This is a genomic window from Cohnella boryungensis, from assembly GCF_042651945.1.
Taxonomy (GTDB): Bacteria; Bacillota; Bacilli; order Paenibacillales; family Paenibacillaceae; genus Cohnella; species Cohnella boryungensis.
Window position 1 is genome coordinate 64,341 of record NZ_JBHSED010000065.1, and the last position, 18,106, is coordinate 82,446.

The following is an 18,106-nucleotide window of genomic DNA, read 5'->3' on the forward strand; positions in this document are numbered from 1 at the left end:
ATTTGCACATGAAAACACGATTACAACGGCAAGCCGCTCGCGGAAGAACAATGACGGTTGCTCAACTGCTGCTGTGCGCAGCCCTGATCGCGGGATGCTCGGCAGCCAATACTCAGACAGGCGAGCCTGCGGAGCCGAGCAAGCCAACCCTCAAGATCGAAGAAGTCGGCAAAGCCAGCATGGGCAATCCGCGAGAGCAGATCGCCGAGATCGCCCCATCGATGAAATCAGACATCTATTCGGAATCAGGAGGTATTCTTCTGAAGCTGAACAAGCGCAACGGAGAGCGGGTTCAGGCCGGAGACGTGATCGCGGAATTCGAGAGCAAATCCGCGCGCATCGAACGGGAGCGGGCAGAGGCGACGCTGAAAAGCGCGCAATCTTCCCTTGCGGCCTCGTCGGCGGATTTAACCGCCAGCCGTCTGCAGCTGACGAATACGGTCAAAAAGCTGGAAGCGCAATTAAAGGCGCAAACGATGGAAGGCGCCGAGGAAGAGGCGCTGGAGGAGACCAAGCGCAACCTTCAGGCGGCGACGAAGCAATTAAGCGCGGCGAACGGCAACGCGGGAATCGCTGCGCTCGAAGCCCAGGTGGAAGCCGCGAGATTGTCGCTGGAGCAGGTGAATTCCGCCTGGAACGGAGGCAAGCTGATCGCTCCCGCGAATGGCGTGCTTACGGACGTGAAGGCGACCGAGGGCATGACCATTCAGGCGGGCAGCCCGTTCGGCATCGTGCAAAGCACGGCAAAGGTCAAGCTGAAGGCGTGGCTGTCGGAGACGGCGGTTGAACTGGTTCGCGGAAAGAAGGAGCTTGTATTTACCGCCTCGGACGACGGTGCGGCTCGCAAGGCGAAGGTGCTGCATCTGGCGGAGGTTCCGGACGCAGCCACGAGGCTGTATGCCCTAGAGCTGGAAAGCGACAATGCCGACCGGGCCTTGAAGCCGACCGAACGCGTCCAACTGCAGCTTACGACGAAGGAGGAGGAGAACGTCGTAGCCGTTCCTTCGCTGAGCATCATTCGCGAGGGACGCGCAACGTTCGTCTTCGTCGCGAGCGGAAGCAAAGCGGAGAAACGCGAGGTTAAGCTGGGGAGAGTAAACGGACCGTTCCAGGAAGTGATTCAAGGCGTCAGCGCGGGCGAGCGGTTAATCGTATCCGGCCAGCACTCGCTTGCGGACGGACAGACGATAGAAGCGGGTTGAGATCGTCAATGCCTGCGTGAAAGGGGGACGATCGCATGAATGCGAATGCGGCTTACGAAACATGGATGACGCCCCAATTGCCCGATCTGAAAAAGTACTGCTATTATTTGACGGGATCGAAATGGGATGCGGAGGACCTGCTGCAGGATACGCTGCTGAAATCATTCGTGTTTTTTCTTCAAACAGAACCATACGTGGAGATGAAGCCTTTTTTCTTCCGCATTGCCAAAAATCTGTGGATCGACGATTGCCGCAAGCGCAAGAGAAGGGGGCAAGCGGTCAGTGAAGCCCCTAATGCCACATACCGCGACAAGGATTACGCCGAAATCAGAGGCTCGCTGGAATGGCTGGCCGATCGGCTTCCCAGTCGCAGCATCGAGATCTGGCTGCTCTTCAATTATTTCGGCTACACGATGCAAGAGGTGGCGGATGATCTGGGCTGCACGGTTCCGGCTGTGAAGTCCGTACTCTTCCGTACGCGGGAGCTGTTGCGAGGACGGCGCGAATTGGGTATGAACCGCAGCGTCATTCGACTGGAGGTAGAGCGCTGGACGCGAGCGATCATGCTGGATCGCCCGCAGGCCGCTCTATCGGAAGGCTGAACAGGCGCATTCTTCTTCAGACAAGTCCCGACCGATTTCGGTTCGGGACTTGTTCTATGTTATAATTTTCTCGAATTTGATAGAGAAAGCAGGGAACAGGTCCCACATGAAGATCCAACCGCGTGTCGTCAGTTTTGTCGCTCTGTTGCTGCTCTTGTATACGGCAATCAATTTCTATCTCGGCTGGCGCTTAACCGAATGGCTGGCCGCAGCGGGGATTGGGTATTCGGTTCCGTGGTTCTGGATTTCTTACGCAATAATCGCCTTCGGTTATCTGGGAGGAAGACTTCCGCTGCCCGGAGCGCTGAAGCTGGCAGGACGTTTGCTGAAGGTGATCGGTTCCTATTATGTTTTCCTAATGGAAGCCGGGCTTATTCTGTTCCTGCTGACGGATCTCGTTCGCCTCCTGATCTGGACGACCGGCGGCCGTGTGGCCGATTACATCGTTTATGCAGGCGGCGCTGTGTTAGTTCTGCTGGCGGTGCTGCTGCTTGTCGGGTCCCGCAATGCCTGGAGCCCGGTCGTCAGGGAGCATTCCTTGCCAGTGGACAAGCCCGCGCCGGGGGAGCAGCGGGAATGGACGATTGCCGTCGCCTCGGATATTCATCTCGGCAATCTGGTCGGACGCAAGCATCTGCGTCGACTGGTCGACCGTGTGAATGCGATGAAGCCGGATCTGATTCTGCTTCCGGGCGACGTTATCGACGATTCCCTGGAGCCCTTCCTGCGCAATCGGATGGCGGACCTGCTGGCGGAATTGCGGGCCAAGCACGGCGTATTCGCCGTACTGGGCAATCATGAATACTACGGTGGCCACATCGAGCAATATGTGGCGGAGATGAGCAAGATCGGAATTCGCGTGCTGCGGGACGAATGCGCCGATATCGCTGGTCGGCTCTATGTCGCCGGACGCAAGGACAAGACTGCGGAGGCCGCCGGAGGCAGGCTGAGCGCCAAGCAGCTGACCGAGAATCTAGATCTCGGCAAGCCGGTGGTGCTCATGGATCATCAGCCGACCGGTTTCGCCCAGGCTGCGGAGGCTGGGGTCGACTTGTTGCTCAGCGGACATACTCATCGGGGCCAGTTCTGGCCGAATCACTTGTTCACGAAGCGGCTGTTCGAATTGGACTGGGGATATATGCGCAAAAGCGCGATGCATGTCGTCGTTTCCTCCGGCTTCGGAAGCTGGGGGCCGCCCATCCGCCTCGGGAGCCGCAGCGAGATTATCAAGCTTACCCTTAAGCTGCAATAACAGAATAAGCGAAAGCAAGCCTTGCCCTAATGCCAGAAGGCAGATAGGGCAAGGCTTTTTTGCATCCTCATTCGTTCAATGTAATGCACTATTTGAAAATATTCTCATTATATATTGTGTCATATATATTATTATGTTATACATTATATAAACATTGTCATCTTTTGGAGGGGTCTATATGGAAAGAGAATTGGCGCTGGAAATTGTGCGTGTGACGGAATTGGCCGCATTGGCTTCCGCTCCGTGGATGGGCAGAGGAGACAAAATCAATGCCGACGGCGCTGCGACTTCGGCTATGAGGGCGATGTTCGATTCGATCTCGGTCAAGGGAACGGTTGTGATCGGGGAGGGAGAGATGGATGAAGCTCCGATGCTCTACATCGGGGAGCAGGTCGGGAGCATGAACGGACCAGAGGTGGATGTCGCCGTAGATCCGCTGGAGGGGACCGAGATCGTGGCGAAGGGCTTGAACAACGCCATGTCGGTCATTGCGATTGCGAGCAAAGGCAACCTTCTGCATGCACCGGATATGTATATGGAGAAGCTGGCAGTCGGTCCGCAGCTCGCGGGCAGGCTCCACTTAACGGACCCGATCGGAATTACTCTGAAGAAGGCGGCTGATATTCTGAGCAAGAACGTGTCGGAGCTTACGGTTATGATCTTGGACCGGGTACGTCATGAATCGACGATCAAGACGCTGCGAGAGGTCGGAGTGCGCATCAAGTTCCTGAGCGCAGGAGATGTCGCAGGAGCAATGGCTCCGGCATTCCCGGAGGCGGGCATCGATCTGTATGTCGGCTCCGGCGGGGCGCCGGAAGGCGTGCTGGCGGCGGCCGCGCTTAAGTGCCTAGGAGGGGAAATCCAGGGCCGATTGATGCCGTCGGATGCCAACGAGTATGCGCGCTGCGTCCAAATGGGCATAGAGGACCCTTACAAAGTGCTGTCGATGGACGATATGATCGGGTCGGACGACGTCATTTTCGCCGCTACGGGCGTCACTCCTGGCGAATTTCTGGGAGGCGTTCGTTACCTGCCCGATGATCGTGCGGAAACGCACTCGATTGTCATGCGCGCGAAAACAAAAACGGTCCGGTTTATCAAAGCGCTGCACTATTTGCCTAATAAAAGGTTCATCTAAATGGAAAGGAGGAGCAAGAAACCCGTTTCGCTGGGTTTCTTTTTGTTTGTGTTTGAATTTGGTGTATTCAAACACAAACGGATATGATAATATGAGTTCAAACCTAAACAAACCAATATCCGGAGGTAATCTCATGGTACAAAGCTTGTGGCAAGCATCGAAAGCGGCAGAAATGCAAACCGGTCTGGACCAGCTCGTCTATCGTTCGAACATCATCGGAGCCGATCGTCGCGTCTGCAACTACGGCGGCGGCAACACATCCACGAAAACAACGGTTAAAGACTTCCGCGGACGCGACACCGAAGTCATGTTCGTGAAGGGCAGCGGTTCCGACCTGGCTTCGATGAAAGCCGGCAATTTCACGGGCTTACGCATGGATGACATCCGTCCCTTGTTCGAGAAATCGGAAATGTCCGATGAAGACATGGTGGCTTACCTTGCGAATTGCATGATCGACGCCAAGCATCCTCGGGCATCGATCGAGACGCTGCTTCACGCGTTTCTGCCTTTCAAGCATGTCGATCATACCCACCCGGATTCGATAATCAGCTTGTGCTGCGCCGATAACGGCAAAGCACTCGCACAAGAAATCTTCGGCGACCGCTTCGTATGGGTGCCATACATTCGTCCCGGCTTTACGCTGTCCAAGATGATTGCCGAAGGCGTGCTGAACAACCCGAAGGCGGAGCTCGTTCTGATGGAGAAGCACGGGCTTGTCACTTGGGGCGACACTTCCGAAGCGTGCTACGCCCAGACAATCAAAATTATTTCCGAAGCGGAAGCGTTCATCGAATCCCGCATTGAAGAAGCGAAGGTGTTCGGCGGCGTGAAGCACCCGACGCTGGAAGCTGAAGTGCGCAAGAGCATCGTATCGAAGGTTATGCCTACGATTCGCGGTGCCGTCAGCGATGCGAAGAAAATGATCCTGTCCTTCGACGACGCGGAAGACGTGCTGCAATTCGTAAGCGGTCAAGATTCCGCGAAGCTGTCCCAGGTTGGCGCGGCTTGCCCGGATCACCTCGTGCACACGAAGGTCGTTCCTCTCTTCATCGACTGGACGCCTAACGCAGACGACGTCGAGGGTCTGATCGCGAAGCTGAAGGAAGGCGTTGCCGCGTACAAGGAGATGTACAAAGCTTATTTCGACCGCAACAAGAACGAAGGCGACGTGATGTTCGAAGCGGCTCCGCGCGTCATCCTCATTCCGGGCGTCGGCATGATCAACACCGGCAAGAGCTGGGCGATGTCGCAAGTGAGCGGAGCGTTGTACCACCGCGCAATCGCTGTTATGAGAGGAGCGACCGCGCTCGGCAACTTCGTCTCGTTGTCCGAGAACGAATCCTACAACGTCGAATACTGGCCGCTGGAGCTCTACAAGCTGTCTCTTGCGCCAGCTGAAGCGGAATTCTCCCGCAAGATCGCCTTTATTACAGGCGGAGCTGGCGGCATCGGAAGCGAAACGGCTCGCCGTCTCGTATCCGAAGGCGCGCATGTCGTGCTGGCCGACCTGAATCTTGAAGGCGCGGAGAAGGTTGCGGCAGAAATCAATGCCAAGTGGGGCGAGAATCGCGCGTTGGCCGTGAAAATGGACGTGACGAGCGAGGAAGCGATTCAAGCGGCTTACGCTTTGACCGCTCTCACATACGGCGGCGTGGACATTATCGTCAACAATGCCGGCCTGGCGACTTCCAGCCCATTCGACGAGACGTCCCTGAAGGAATGGAACCTGAATATGAACGTGCTCGGAACGGGCTATTTCCTCGTTGCCCGCGAAGCGTTCAAGCTGATGAAGGCGCAAGCTATCGGCGGCAACATGGTGTTCATCGGCTCGAAGAACTCCGTATACGCCGGCAAGAACGCGTCGGCCTACAGCGCGGTCAAGGCGCTTGAAGCGCATCTGGCCCGCTGCATCGCAGCCGAAGGCGGCGAATTCGGCATTCGCGTGAACACGATTCTGCCGGATGCGATCCTGCAAGGCTCGGCGATCTGGAACGGCAGCTGGAGAAACGAGCGCGCTGCCGCATACGGAATCGAACCGGATCAACTGGAAGAATACTACCGCAAGCGCACGACGCTGCTGGTCAATATCTATCCGAAAGACATTGCCGAAGGCATCGCGTTCTTCGCATCGTCCAAGTCCGATAAGACAACGGGCTGCATGCTGACGATCGACGGCGGAGTTCCGGCTGCATTTACTCGATAATCGGAGGGATCGTTCTTATGCATAGGTCAAGAGGGGAGAAGCTCTGGTACATTCCGGACGGCTACATTCCCGAGAATAGCTCTGGTCAGCTGACAAGCCATGAATCCATCTGCGTGCTCAACACCGCTTCCGAGGACGCGCTGCTCAAAATTACGATCTTCTTCGAGGATCGCGAGCCGCTGGAGGATATTATGGTAGTTGTTGGCGCCAGACGGACGAAGCATATTCGAACGAGCTCGCTGCACAAGGAAGGAGCGCCGATTCCGGTCGGCGTTCCTTACGCGATTGAGGTTGAAAGCGATATCCCGATCATTGTGCAATACAGCAGGCTCGATTCCACGCAAGCTGAGAACGCATTGATGTCAGTTATAGCCTATCCCATTAAATAAGCTCACGAAGAGGAGAATCGCGCATGCAACAACAAGTCGCAAGCAACTACGAGGCCGCCAAGGAGCTGTACGCCAAGCATGGCATCGACGTCGATCAGGTTCTGGAGCGTCTGGCGCAAATTAAAATCTCCATGCATTGCTGGCAAGGAGACGACGTACGCGGATTCATGAACAAGGATCAGGATCTGACGGGAGGCATCTCCGTAACGGGCAATTATCCTGGCGCGGCATCGACTCCGGAAGAGCTGCGCGCCGATCTTGAGAAAGCGTTCTCTCTGATTCCCGGCAAGCACAAGGTGAATCTCCACGCCATCTATGCGGATACGGACGAGAAGGTTGAGCTGGACCAGCTGAAGCCCAAGCATTTTCAGAAGTGGGTGGATTGGGCGAAGGAGAACGGCCTGGGCATGGACTTCAACCCGACCTGCTTTTCGCATGAGAAATCCAAGGACGGCTTTACGTTAAGCCACCCGGATGCGGATATTCGCCGCTTCTGGATCGACCACTGCAAAGCCTCGCGCAAGATCGGCGCATACTTCGGAGAACAGCTCGGCCAAACCTGCGTCACGAACGTATGGGTGCCCGACGGCTTCAAGGACGTGCCTGCCGACCGCTTGGCTCCAAGACAGCGCTTGAAGGATGCGCTTGACGAGGTGTTCGCTGAGGAGCTCAATCCGGCTCATAACCTGGATGCGGTGGAAAGCAAGCTTTTCGGTCTTGGATCGGAAGCATATGTTGTCGGCTCTCACGAGTTCTATATGGGCTACGGCCTTCAGAACAATAAGCTGATCTGCCTGGACGCGGGGCACTTCCATCCGACGGAGGTCATCTCGAACAAGCTGAGCTCGCTGTCGCTGTTCGCCGACGGAATTCTGCTTCACGTCAGCCGTCCGATGCGCTGGGACAGCGACCATGTCGTGACGATGGACGACGAGCTGATCGAGATCGGCAAAGAGCTGGTACGCGGCGATCTGCTCGGCAAGACGCATATCGGCCTCGACTTCTTCGATGCGAGCATCAACCGTGTGGCGGCATGGGTTATCGGTACGCGCAATACGATCAAAGCGCTGCTGCGCGCGATGCTGGACCCGATCGAGGCGTTGAAGAAAGCCGAGCTTGAAGGGGACTACACGACTCGTCTGGCGCTGACGGAAGAGTTCAAATCGTATCCGTTCGGAGCGGTGTGGGACTACTATTGCGCGAAGAATGGCGTGCCTGTCCGCGAGGAATGGCTATCCGACGTGAAGGCTTATGAGAGTGAAGTCCTGCTGAAGCGCGGCGTTTAACCTAATATAAGGGTGATTGTAGATGTCAAACGTTCTCGCGTTCGATCTGGGCGCGAGCAGCGGAAGGGCGCTGCTCGGGCGGTTAACGGACGGCAAGATCGAGGTAGAGGAGCTGCATCGCTTTCCCAACGATCCGGTACAGGTGGGCGACCGTCTGCATTGGGACATTTTGCGGCTCTATCATGAGATCAAGCAAGGCTTGTTGAAGGCCAAGCATCAGGGCATCGAATTGCAAAGCATGGCTATCGATTCCTGGGCGGTCGACTTCGGCTTTATCGGCAAAAACGGGGAACTGGTCGGCAATCCTTATCATTATCGGGATCGCCACACGGAAGGAGCGATGGACAGCCTGTTCGCGCAAATTCCGCCCTCCGTCATCTTTGCCCGCACGGGCATTCAGTTTCTTCCGTTTAATACGATCTATCAGCTGTTTGCCTTGAAGCAGGCGAATTCGCCTTGGCTTCAGGAAGGCAACCGGTTCCTGATGATTCCGGACCTGCTGCGCTACTTCCTGACCGGGGAGATGCACAACGAATTCACGAACGCGACGACGACGCAGCTCTATAACCCGGTCGAAGGAAAATGGGATGCGGAGCTGCTGCGCATGCTTGATCTGCCGGCGTCCTGGTTCGGCAACGTACTGAAGCCGGGCGCCAAGGCCGGGAGCCTGAGCCATTCCGTATGCGAGGAGCTGGGCATTCCGTCCATTCCCGTATACGCCGTCGCCGAGCACGACACGGGCTCCGCCGTCGCCGCTGTTCCGGCAACCGAAAGCTCGTTCGCCTATCTTAGCTGCGGCACCTGGTCCTTGATGGGGACGGAAGTAGATAAGCCCGTGCTCCACGATCTGGCGAGAAAGCTTAATTTCACGAACGAAGGCGGAGTCGCCGATACGTACCGTTTGCTGAAAAACATAATGGGGCTGTGGATTTTGCAGGAGTGCCGCAGGGAATGGGAGCGAGAAGGAAAATCGTACTCCTTCCCCGAATTGGTACAATTGGCTTCGGAAGCGAAGCCGCTGCAAAGCTTCATCGACCCGGACGACGCGAGCTTCCTTCCGCCGGGCGACATGCCTTCGCGCATCGCGGAATATTGCGGACGCACGGGGCAGAAGGCGCCGGAGACGACAGGCGAAATCGCGCGTTGCATTCTGGAAAGTCTTGCTCTGAAGTACCGTTACGTGTTTGAGATGACCGAGAGGCTGTCCGCACAGCGCTTCCAAGGGCTGCATATGGTCGGAGGCGGCATTCAGAATACGCTTCTGTGCCAGTGGACGGCCAATGCGATCGGCAAGCCGGTATGGGCCGGGCCTTCCGAGGGGAGCGCAATCGGCAATCTGGTCGTACAGTGGATCGCGCAGGGCGCCTTCGCCAATATCGGAGAAGCCCGCAAAGCGATTCGGGACTCGTTCCCGGTTGCGGTCTACGAGCCGAGCGAGAGCGAGGCGTGGAGCGGCGCGTACGAACGGTTCCTGAACGTAACGGGATTCGCGGAATAAAATCGGTTGGCGAAAAGAGGGTACACATTGCTGGTTGCGGAGCGTTATGAGATGATCGTAAGCCTGGTCAACGAGAGAGGGAGCATACGGGTATCCGAGCTGAGCGAATTATGCCAAGTGACGGAGGAGACGATCCGCAGAGACCTGGATCGGCTTGAAACCGCCGGGCGCTTGCGCAGGTCCCATGGGGGAGCGGTCAGCGTCAAGGAAACGATGCTGCACCCGGAGATCCCGTATGCCGTTCGGGAGATTACGAACGCGGACGAGAAGAAGCGGATCGCGCTGGAGGCGATCAAGCTCATTGCGCCCAAGGACCGGATATTGCTGGATGCCAGCTCGACAGCTTGGTATATGGCCGCCGACGTGCCCGATATCGCGCTTACCGTGCTTACCAATTCGATTAAAGTCGCTACGGAGCTCAGCAGCAAGGAAAGAATCGAAGTCATCTCGACGGGCGGCATACTCGCGCAACGGTCGTTGTCATTCGTCGGCCCGTTGGCGGAGCGTTCACTGGATGCGTATCATGTCGATAAGGTGTTCCTGTCATGCAAAGGGGTGCATCTGGATCGGGGCATCAGCGAATCCAACGAATTGCAGGCGCGCATCAAAGAGCGGATGATCGGCATGGCGGACGAGGTTATCCTGCTGGCGGATTCCAGCAAGTTCGGCGTTCAAGCCTTTACTCACGTGGCCGATCTGTCCCAGGTGGATGTCATCATCACCGATCGGCGGATGCCCAAATCCACGATAGAAGAGCTGGAAAGCCGGAATATTAAGGTGATTACGGTATAGCATGCAACGCAGGGTTTAATTGTACGCGTGCAAGCGGAAGAAGCGTTCAACTCCCGGCCGCCGGGCAACTTGCATGGAGGAAGCTCCGTTTCGGAAGAAGCGGAGCTTCCGACGCAGGCTGTTCTGGGACGGGGGCCGCGGTGCGGAAGGAACGCTTTTTCCATTGTCAACTTGTCTGATAACCTGATAATATGAACTGAGAAATGAAAGGGGTGCGGCAGCATGAAAGTGTCCTTGTTCATCACGTGCTTAAGCGATGCCATCTATCCGCGAGTGGGAGAAGCCATGGTTCGCCTGCTGGCGAGATACGGCGTGACGCTCGAATTTCCGACCGTGCAAACCTGCTGCGGACAGCCGGCTTTCAACAGCGGCTACTGGAAGGAAGCGCGCGCGACAGCCACTACGATTATTCATGCATTCGAGGACAGCGACTTCGTCATCTCTCCGTCAGGCTCCTGTACGGGAATGATCCATCATTATCCGAAGCTGTTCGAGGACGATCCTGTCATGCTGGAAAAAGCGCTCGCGCTGCAGAGCAAATCCTATGAATTCACGCAATTTCTGGTGAATGTTCTCGGGATTACGGATCTGGGCGCGACGTTCCGTCATAAAGTCACTTACCATCCGTCTTGTCACGGCTCGCGGCTGCTCGGCGTGAAGGATGAGCCGATGGCGCTCATGAGCAAGGTGCGCGGACTTGAGTTCGTGCCGCTTCCGCATGCGGAGGATTGCTGCGGATTCGGGGGAACGTTTGCGGTCAAGATGTCGGACATTTCCGGGGCGATGGTGACCGAGAAGACCGATCACGTCAAGGAAACTGAAGCGGAAGTGCTGGTTGGCCTGGATATGGCTTGCCTGATGAACATTGCGGGCAATCTTCACTACCGGAATGAACCGGTGCGGGTCATGCACCTCGCCGAATTGCTATACGAAGGGGTGAAAGGAGCATGAGCCACGCATCGGCACCCAAGGGCGGAGCGACGGTCAAGGAGCGCGCCGGGCTTGCGCTGAACAACGAGTTTCTGCGCAAAGCGGTGAAATTTACGACGGAGCGGCTGAAAAACGGCAAGCTCAAGGCGATGGAGGAGCACGGCAACTGGGAGGAGTGGCGCGAGCGGGGCCGGCAGATTCGGCTTCACACGATCGCTCACCTGGACTATTACCTGAATCTGTTCGTCAACAATGCGCGGGCGAACGGCGTCCACGTGCATTTTGCCGAGACGGCGCAAGAGGCCGTAGAAATCTCGCTGTCGATCGCCGAGAGGAAGAGCGCCAAATCCGTCGTGAAATCGAAATCGATGGTATCGGAGGAATTGCATCTTAACCATGCGCTGGAGTCCATCGGCGTGGAAGCCATCGAAACCGACCTCGGCGAGTACATTATCCAGTTGGCCGGCGAAGCGCCGTCGCACATCATTATTCCGGCAATCCACAAAAATCGCTTTCAGATCGCCGATCTGCTCTCCGAGGACGCGGGCGAGCCGCTGGAGGCGGATACGAAGGTGCTGGCCGGATACGTTCGCCGCAGGCTGCGCGCCAAATTCCTCGAAGCCGACATCGGCATGACGGGCTGCAACTTCGCGATCGCCGAGACGGGATCGATGGTGCTGTTCGAGAATGAAGGCAACGCCCGCATGGTTACGACGCTGCCGAAGACGCAGATTACGCTGATGGGGATGGAGCGGATCATTCCTTCGTGGGCGGATCTGGAGGTCATGGCGACCTTGCTTCCGAGATCGGCGACCGGACAGAAGCTGACGATGTACATGTCAGGCATTACGGGGCCGCGCCGCGATGCGGATGCGGACGGACCGGACGAAATGCATATCATCATCGTGGACAACGGCCGTTCGCTGCAGCTTGGCGATCCCGAGTTCCAGGAGCTTCTGAATTGCATCCGCTGCGGCGCGTGCCTGAACGCTTGTCCCGTGTACCGTCACATCGGCGGACACGCATACGGCGGCACTTACAGCGGACCGATCGGCGCAGTGCTGACGCCTTCCTTGAAGAAAAATATCGCCGAGTGGGACGATATCGCCAACGCCTCCAGCCTGTGCGGAGCTTGCTACGAGGCTTGTCCGGTCAAAATTCCGCTGCACGAGATGCTGATCTACCTTCGCAGGCGCAAGGTTGAAGCCGGTCACGGCAATGCGATCGAAGGCGTCGGAATGAAGGGCTTCGCCACGCTGATGTCCAAATCGGGACGTTTCAATACCGTCCTGAAGCTGGGCAAGCTGGGACAGCGCTTCGTGACCCGCGACGGCGGAATCCGGCTTAAGGTCGGACCGCTGAAAGGCTGGAATACGTATCGCGTCACGCCGAATCTGCCGAAGAAAACGTTCCGCCAGCAGTGGGGAACCCTCGAAGCCGAGATCCGCGGCGGCTTGCAGGAGATGTCGCCGGACATTAAACAAAGGATGCAACAGGCGGTAGCCAATCGCAAGAAAGGCGGGGGACACGGACATGGACACAGCTAAGACGCACGAGCAGTGGCTTCAGGAGATGGAAGCCAAGTCCCGAGCCAAGCAAACCGGCTTCATCGGCGGCATCTCCGCCAAGCTCAAGCGGCCGATGGTCACCGAAGCGCCGCGCCACCCTTATCGCGGTTCGCCGGACTTCTGGAATGCTTACGAATGGGACGAAGAGGAACGGATAGCCCGATTTACGGAAAACTTCCGCAGTGTAGGCGGACACGTGGAGCGCTTCCCGACGATGGAGGGCGCGCAGCGTTTCATTGCCGACATCGGGAAGGCTCTGAGCGCCAAATACGTCATCCGGCAAAACCAGCCCGAGCTGGCCGCGTTAAAGCTGGAGGAAGAGCTGCCGGAGGCCCGCGTATCCGTATGGAACAGCGATACCGAGGAGAACTGGAAGGCGAGGGCGGCTGAAGCCGATCTCGGAGTCGTCCTGGTCGATCATGCGGCTGCGTATACGAGCTCGATGGTTGTTCTCTCCTCTCCGGACAAGGGGAGATCGGTGAGCCTGCTGCCGACGGTCCTCATGGCGATCTTGCCGGTTGAGCGTCTGCAAACGCGGCTTGGAGAGGTGATGACCCGCTTTGATGCGAGCGGGCGAGAGAACTTGCCGGCGGGGATTCATTTTATCTCCGGTCCAAGCCGTTCCTCGGACATCGAGAACGATCTGACGATCGGCGTACACGGCCCCGGCGTCGTCTATGCGCTGCTCGTCGGCTAAAGGCTGGAGGTCGACAGAACAATGGAAATGACGCGGCTAACGAAGCGCAACCATTACGAGGCAATCAAAGATCAGCTCCTGCAGATGATCCTGGACGGCAAGCTGAAGGTGGGAGACAAGCTTCCTTCGACGAAGGAAATGTCCGAAAGCTTCGGCGTCGGTCGCTCCACGACCCGGGAAGCGCTGAGCGCGCTGAAGGCGATGGGCCTGATCGAAATTCGTCAGGGCGGCGGGTGCCGCGTCATCCACAATACGCCGGCGGAGATTGCCGTTCCGGAGCTGGATTCCCTGCGGATGAACCGCAGCGTGCTGCTTGAGCTTCTGGAAGCGCGGCAATCGCTGGAGGTGTCCAATGCGGCCATCGCCGCCGTGAAGAGCACGGACGCCGATCTTGCGGAGCTTCGGACGCTTATTGAATCGATGGAGCATTCCATCGGGCATGAGGCCGAGGGAGAGCGCACGGACCTGCTGTTTCATCTCGGCTTGGCTAAAGCGACGCATAACTCGATCATGGTTCGCCTGTTCGAGTCCATTATCGGACAGCTTGAAACGGCCATTCGCGAAATTCGCAGGGTGGAGCTGTATTCGAACCAGAAGGTCGCCGAGCGCCTCTATCGCGAGCACTCCGCCATCTACGACGCGGTTCGGCTGCGCAAGCCGGAGCTTGCGGCCCTGACGATGAAGCGGCACCTGGAGCACGTGGAGAATATCTTGACCAAGTATATCTAGTCCGCAACGAGGCTGTCCCTCGGCAGGTGATGACTGCCGGCGGACAGCCTTCCGTTCTTGTCGGACCGTATGCCGCTTAAGGTCCAATCGACGCCTTTCGCGGCCGAAAGCTATGATTTCGGCCGGACAGTCCCTATAATAAGAAAAGAGTCGATTTTCGATGGGAGAGGGATTATTCGATGAATTTCGCCAGCCGGCTTGTTCAGAAGGTCAAGGATCGCTTTGTTCAACATAAGCTTAAAAATTACGCGGACAAGCTAAGAGCCATCGGGCAGTTGGATTTGACGTCTTGGGACGACGTACGGCTGAAGGCCGAGTCGGCGCAGCTTATGAAAAAAGCACGGGCGGGAACGCCGCTGGACGAGCTTGCTATAGAAGCTTATGCGATTGCCGGAGAAGCTGCCAGCCGAGTTCTCGGAATGCGCCCGTTCGACGTGCAATATATGGCCGGAGCCGCGCTGCATGAAGGCCACATGGTGGAGATGCAGACCGGCGAAGGGAAGACGCTTGCCGCCGTTATGCCCGCTTATTTGAACGCGCTTGGCGGCCAAGGCGTGCACGTGCTTACGTTCAACGATTATTTGGCCGGTCGGGACGCCGAGTGGATGGGGCCTGTGTATCGTTTTCTGGGACTCAGCGTGGGCGCGGTACGGGAGAATATGACGACAGAGGAAAGAAGGCTCGCCTATGCCGCCGACATCACCTACGTCACGGCTAAGCAAGCGGGCTTCGACTACTTGCGGGATACGATTGCGATGAAGGCGTCAGATATCGTTCACCGCCCGTTCCACTATGCGATTGTGGACGAGGCCGATTCGCTGCTCATTGACGAAGCTCGGGTGCCGCTTGTCATCGCAGGAGAGGTGGCTTCCTCCGGCAAGGACGGGAGCCGCATGGCGCAGCTTGCGAGAGAGCTGTCGATCGGCGTGGATTACGACTTCGACGAGAACAAGCGCAACGTCTATTTGACCGAGGCCGGTTCGGAGAAGGCGGAGGGCCGGCTTCGGACGGGCAATCTGTATGAGGCGCATAACAGCCATTTGTTAACGGCATTAAATTGCGCGCTGCACGCAGAATCCCTGTTGAGAAGAGACGTCGATTACGTGATCCGCGAGGGCAAGGTCGAGATTATCGATCCGCATACGGGAAGAATCGCCCAGAACCGTCACTGGCCCGATGGCCTGCAAGCGGCCGTCGAGGCGAAGGAAGGGATTGAATCGGCCGCGTCGGGCAAAATTCTGGGTACGATTACGTTGCAGCATTTTCTGAGCCTGTATCGCAGGATCAGCGGCATGACAGCGACGGCTCAGGATTCTGCCGATGAGTTCGAGGAAACCTACGGCTTGCAGGTCGTAGAGATTCCGCCCAACCGTCCGAAAATCCGCATCGATCACGACAGCCGGATCTATACTCATAAGGAAGCGAAGCTGAAGGCGCTCGTGAAGGAGATTGCGTCCGTTCACGCAACGGGCCGTCCGATCCTGATCGGGACAAGCAGCGTAGAGGAGTCCGATGATCTGGCGGAGAAGCTGAAGCAGGCAAACGTGCCTTGTCATGTGCTGAATGCGAAGAACGACGAGAAGGAAGCCGAGATCATTGCCCGCGCGGGCGAGCTGGGAGCGGTTACCGTCTCGACGAATATGGCCGGACGCGGCGTCGACATCCGTCTTGGCGCCGGAGATGCCGACCAGGCCGAAGCCGTTGCCAAGCTGGGCGGATTGTACGTTATTGGCACGCATATGAACGAGAGCGCCCGCATCGACAATCAGCTAAGAGGACGAGCGGGGCGTCAAGGAGACCCGGGCTCATCCCGCTTCTACGTCTGTCTGGAGGACGAGCTGATCCACCGCTTCGGCATCGAGAAGGCGATTCCTGCCGCCCGTCGGCCGGAGAAGCAGGAAGAGGAGCTTTCCGCTTCGCTGTTCAGCAAGAAAATGGAGCATATCCAAAGAGTCGTGATGGGGCAAAACTTCGAGATGCGCCAGACGCTGAACAAGTATTCCGATATGGTCGAGCAGCAGCGTCGAATCCACCAAAGCCAGCGGGAAGCGGTGCTGGAGGACGAGTCGGGCATGAGCGAGGCGGAGAAGCACATACGCCTGTATTTGATGGACCGGGCATGGGCCGATCATCTGGCATATGTGTCCTATATTCGCGAGGGAATTCATCTGGAAAGCTTGGCTAACCGCAATCCGGTGGATGAATTTCATCATCGCATCATTCACGCTTTCGAGCAGCTGCCGGATAAACTGGAGAAGGATACGGCCAAGGCGCTGGCCAAGCTGAACAACGCAGGGTCAGCCGCAGACCTTGACTTGGAGCAGGCGGGCTTCAAAGCGCCTTCGAGGACGTGGACCTACCTCATCCAGGATCAGTTTCTGGAGAAAAAAACAAGCTTGTTCAACTTCTAGGAAGCACGGAAGGAAAGAGGGCGTGTTATGAACGTTAGAAAAATGAGGCTTTACGACACGGAGAACGTGTATTCCGGCGAAGACCGGGACGAATACGAGAAGGATTACGCCCGCTTGATTCAATCGCCCGCATTCCGCAGACTGCAAGGCAAGTCGCAAGTATTCGGCGCGGGCTCCGGCGATTATTACCGGACTAGGCTGACCCACTCGCTGGAGGTCTCCCAGATCGCGCGCGAGGTGGCGAGAAGGCTGGGGAAGCAATGCGCCTTATTGTCCCGCAAAGAGCATCCGGGCCTAATGATCGATCCGGACGTCGTCGAGTGCGCTTCGCTTGCCCACGATCTGGGGCACCCGCCGTTCGGACATAAGGGTGAAGAGGTGCTGAACCAGCTTCTCCAGAAGGAGCACGGTCTCAAGTACGAGGGCAATGCGCAGAACTTTCGCATTCTGATGTTTCTGGAGAAGCGCGCGGGCAGCGACAGCGGGCTTGATCTAACGGCCTCGGTGCTGCTGGCGATCAATAAGTATCCCGCCTGTATCGATGAACCGGGCAAGCAGAAGGGGGTCTACCGCAAGGAATGGGAAGGCATCGACTTCCTGCGGCAAACCTGGGGCATGCCGGAGGGCTGCGCGACGCTTGAAGCCCAGTTGATGGACTTGTGCGACGATATTGCCTATTCCACGCACGATCTGGAGGACGGAATCCGCGCGGGCAAAATCCAGATGGACCGGGCCTTCTTCGAGGACGACCGTTTGGTCGCTCACGTCATTCAGGAAATCACGGAGGACCCGAGCTATTCCGCCGCCAATTGGGACAATATCGATCAGGCGGAGATGGTCAAGCGGGTGCTCATCGAATACTTCGAGCAGTGGGAGACGATCTATGCGGAGTGCGATCGCGAGCCTTCGCGCACACGACGGGAAATGAAAGCCCGCTGGGTAAGAAGGTTCGCCAACGATGTCGGCATTATCGACGATGCGGCGAGGGGCTGGAAGAAGGTTACGCTCGTTCGCGACAATCGGCAAAACTCCGAGCTGCTGCGGACGATGGAAATTTTGAAGAAGCTTGCCTGGGTGACGCTGATCAAGGATTTTCGCGTACAGCGCCTGCACAAGCGGAGCGAGGTCATGATCGAGCGGCTGTGGGGCAGCTTCAAGAATTACGACACGGGCAAGCTGATCATTCCGCCGGACTGGCTGGCCAGCTATGAAGCGCAGAAGGACAGATGGGCATGGGAGCGTCTTGCCGCAGACTATATATCGGGCATGACGGACGCTTATGCAGAGAAGGTATACGCAGAGTTTTTCGCAAGCCGTTCCGGATCGATCTACGAAAGAGATTAAACATTTCTCCTTGACCCTGACAGTGATGTCAGGGTTTATACTGGCTCCATCGATCGGAAAGGAGG

At 57.2% G+C, this 18,106-nt stretch carries 15 protein-coding genes; all 15 read left to right on the forward strand.

The features are described 5' to 3' along the window. The first annotated feature begins 8 nt into the window (after window positions 1–8). A complete protein-coding gene (locus ACFO1S_RS24010; RefSeq protein WP_204602514.1) occupies window positions 9–1,202 on the forward strand; it encodes an efflux RND transporter periplasmic adaptor subunit in 1,194 nt (397 codons plus the stop codon). A gap of 35 nt (window positions 1,203–1,237) precedes the next feature. After that, on the forward strand, window positions 1,238–1,804 hold the full coding sequence (locus tag ACFO1S_RS24015) for an RNA polymerase sigma factor (RefSeq protein WP_204602513.1): 567 nt from the start codon (window positions 1,238–1,240) through the stop codon (window positions 1,802–1,804). A gap of 106 nt (window positions 1,805–1,910) precedes the next feature. Continuing rightward, on the forward strand, window positions 1,911–3,056 hold the full coding sequence (locus tag ACFO1S_RS24020; protein ID WP_204602512.1) for a metallophosphoesterase: 1,146 nt from the start codon (window positions 1,911–1,913) through the stop codon (window positions 3,054–3,056). A gap of 178 nt (window positions 3,057–3,234) precedes the next feature. After that, a complete protein-coding gene (gene glpX / locus ACFO1S_RS24025) occupies window positions 3,235–4,194 on the forward strand; it encodes a class II fructose-bisphosphatase (protein ID WP_204602511.1) in 960 nt (319 codons plus the stop codon). Between the two features lie 133 nt (window positions 4,195–4,327). Then, window positions 4,328–6,397, forward strand: coding sequence for a bifunctional aldolase/short-chain dehydrogenase (locus ACFO1S_RS24030; protein ID WP_204602510.1), 2,070 nt, complete (start codon window positions 4,328–4,330; stop codon window positions 6,395–6,397). A gap of 17 nt (window positions 6,398–6,414) precedes the next feature. Beyond that, window positions 6,415–6,786, forward strand: a complete 372-nt coding sequence (locus ACFO1S_RS24035; RefSeq protein ID WP_204602509.1) for a sensory rhodopsin transducer — start codon at window positions 6,415–6,417, stop codon at window positions 6,784–6,786. Between the two features lie 23 nt (window positions 6,787–6,809). Further along, window positions 6,810–8,072: an L-rhamnose isomerase gene (gene rhaA / locus ACFO1S_RS24040; RefSeq protein ID WP_204602508.1), complete on the forward strand. Its 1,263-nt coding sequence runs from the start codon at window positions 6,810–6,812 to the stop codon at window positions 8,070–8,072. A 22-nt stretch (window positions 8,073–8,094) separates the two neighbouring features. Further along, on the forward strand, window positions 8,095–9,570 hold the full coding sequence (locus ACFO1S_RS24045; RefSeq protein ID WP_204602507.1) for a rhamnulokinase: 1,476 nt from the start codon (window positions 8,095–8,097) through the stop codon (window positions 9,568–9,570). Window positions 9,571–9,597: 27 nt separating this feature from the next. Then, on the forward strand, window positions 9,598–10,362 hold the full coding sequence (locus ACFO1S_RS24050) for a DeoR/GlpR family DNA-binding transcription regulator (RefSeq protein ID WP_204602594.1): 765 nt from the start codon (window positions 9,598–9,600) through the stop codon (window positions 10,360–10,362). Window positions 10,363–10,584: 222 nt separating this feature from the next. Beyond that, window positions 10,585–11,313 (forward strand): (Fe-S)-binding protein, encoded by a 729-nt coding sequence (locus ACFO1S_RS24055; protein ID WP_204602506.1) that lies wholly within the window; start codon window positions 10,585–10,587, stop codon window positions 11,311–11,313. Then, window positions 11,310–12,839: a LutB/LldF family L-lactate oxidation iron-sulfur protein gene (locus tag ACFO1S_RS24060; RefSeq protein WP_204602505.1), complete on the forward strand. Its 1,530-nt coding sequence runs from the start codon at window positions 11,310–11,312 to the stop codon at window positions 12,837–12,839. Before ACFO1S_RS24055 ends, ACFO1S_RS24060 begins: the two co-directional genes overlap by 4 nt. After that, on the forward strand, window positions 12,826–13,557 hold the full coding sequence (locus tag ACFO1S_RS24065) for a LutC/YkgG family protein (protein WP_204602504.1): 732 nt from the start codon (window positions 12,826–12,828) through the stop codon (window positions 13,555–13,557). Before ACFO1S_RS24060 ends, ACFO1S_RS24065 begins: the two co-directional genes overlap by 14 nt. 21 nt (window positions 13,558–13,578) lie before the next feature. Then, a complete protein-coding gene (locus tag ACFO1S_RS24070) occupies window positions 13,579–14,286 on the forward strand; it encodes a FadR/GntR family transcriptional regulator (RefSeq protein WP_204602503.1) in 708 nt (235 codons plus the stop codon). A gap of 179 nt (window positions 14,287–14,465) precedes the next feature. Continuing rightward, complete coding sequence (locus tag ACFO1S_RS24075; protein ID WP_204602502.1) at window positions 14,466–16,697, forward strand: preprotein translocase subunit SecA; 2,232 nt, start codon at window positions 14,466–14,468, stop codon at window positions 16,695–16,697. Between the two features lie 27 nt (window positions 16,698–16,724). Then, window positions 16,725–18,041, forward strand: coding sequence for a deoxyguanosinetriphosphate triphosphohydrolase family protein (locus ACFO1S_RS24080; protein WP_204602501.1), 1,317 nt, complete (start codon window positions 16,725–16,727; stop codon window positions 18,039–18,041). Window positions 18,042–18,106: the final 65 nt, after the last annotated feature.

Bases quoted from the DNA above. Each gene is read 5' to 3' on its own strand.
- ACFO1S_RS24020 (WP_204602512.1), top strand. From the start codon at position 1,911: ATGAAGATCCAACCGCGTGTCGTCAGTTTTGTCGCTCTGTTGCTGCTC.
- ACFO1S_RS24010 (WP_204602514.1), top strand. From the start codon at position 9: ATGAAAACACGATTACAACGGCAAGCCGCTCGCGGAAGAACAATGACG.
- ACFO1S_RS24015 (WP_204602513.1), top strand. From the start codon at position 1,238: ATGAATGCGAATGCGGCTTACGAAACATGGATGACGCCCCAATTGCCC.
- ACFO1S_RS24035 (WP_204602509.1), top strand. From the start codon at position 6,415: ATGCATAGGTCAAGAGGGGAGAAGCTCTGGTACATTCCGGACGGCTAC.
- ACFO1S_RS24075 (WP_204602502.1), top strand. From the start codon at position 14,466: ATGAATTTCGCCAGCCGGCTTGTTCAGAAGGTCAAGGATCGCTTTGTT.
- ACFO1S_RS24030 (WP_204602510.1), top strand. From the start codon at position 4,328: ATGGTACAAAGCTTGTGGCAAGCATCGAAAGCGGCAGAAATGCAAACC.
- ACFO1S_RS24045 (WP_204602507.1), top strand. From the start codon at position 8,095: ATGTCAAACGTTCTCGCGTTCGATCTGGGCGCGAGCAGCGGAAGGGCG.
- ACFO1S_RS24060 (WP_204602505.1), top strand. From the start codon at position 11,310: ATGAGCCACGCATCGGCACCCAAGGGCGGAGCGACGGTCAAGGAGCGC.
- rhaA (WP_204602508.1), top strand. From the start codon at position 6,810: ATGCAACAACAAGTCGCAAGCAACTACGAGGCCGCCAAGGAGCTGTAC.
- glpX (WP_204602511.1), top strand. From the start codon at position 3,235: ATGGAAAGAGAATTGGCGCTGGAAATTGTGCGTGTGACGGAATTGGCC.
- ACFO1S_RS24065 (WP_204602504.1), top strand. From the start codon at position 12,826: ATGGACACAGCTAAGACGCACGAGCAGTGGCTTCAGGAGATGGAAGCC.
- ACFO1S_RS24070 (WP_204602503.1), top strand. From the start codon at position 13,579: ATGGAAATGACGCGGCTAACGAAGCGCAACCATTACGAGGCAATCAAA.
- ACFO1S_RS24080 (WP_204602501.1), top strand. From the start codon at position 16,725: ATGAACGTTAGAAAAATGAGGCTTTACGACACGGAGAACGTGTATTCC.
- ACFO1S_RS24055 (WP_204602506.1), top strand. From the start codon at position 10,585: ATGAAAGTGTCCTTGTTCATCACGTGCTTAAGCGATGCCATCTATCCG.